Raw genomic sequence first — 278 nt, forward strand, 5'->3', positions numbered from 1 at the left:
ACTGGGGTGAAGTCGTAACAAGGTAGCCGTAGGGGAACCTGCGGCTGGATCACCTCCTTAATCGACGACATCAGCTGCTCCATAAGTTCCCACACGAATTGCTTGATTCATTGAAGAAGACGATAAGCCAGCCTGCACGGTGGCGGCTGTCGTTAGAGTTTAGAAATGAATATTCCGGTGTGAATATTGATTTCTAGTCTTTGATTAGATCGTTCTTTAAAAATTTGGGTATGTGATAGAAAGATAGACTGAACGTTACTTTCACTGGTAACGGATCA

General features: G+C 43.9%; 1 rRNA gene. It reads left to right on the plus strand.

Annotated features, from left to right (window positions below):
• A 16S ribosomal RNA gene (locus tag QMX98_RS34955) occupies positions 1–60 on the plus strand; the annotation flags it as partial.
• Positions 61–278 lie beyond the last annotated feature (218 nt).

Source organism: Pseudomonas sp. PS02303 (genome assembly GCF_029959925.1).
Taxonomy (GTDB): Bacteria; Pseudomonadota; Gammaproteobacteria; order Pseudomonadales; family Pseudomonadaceae; genus Aquipseudomonas; species Aquipseudomonas mandelii.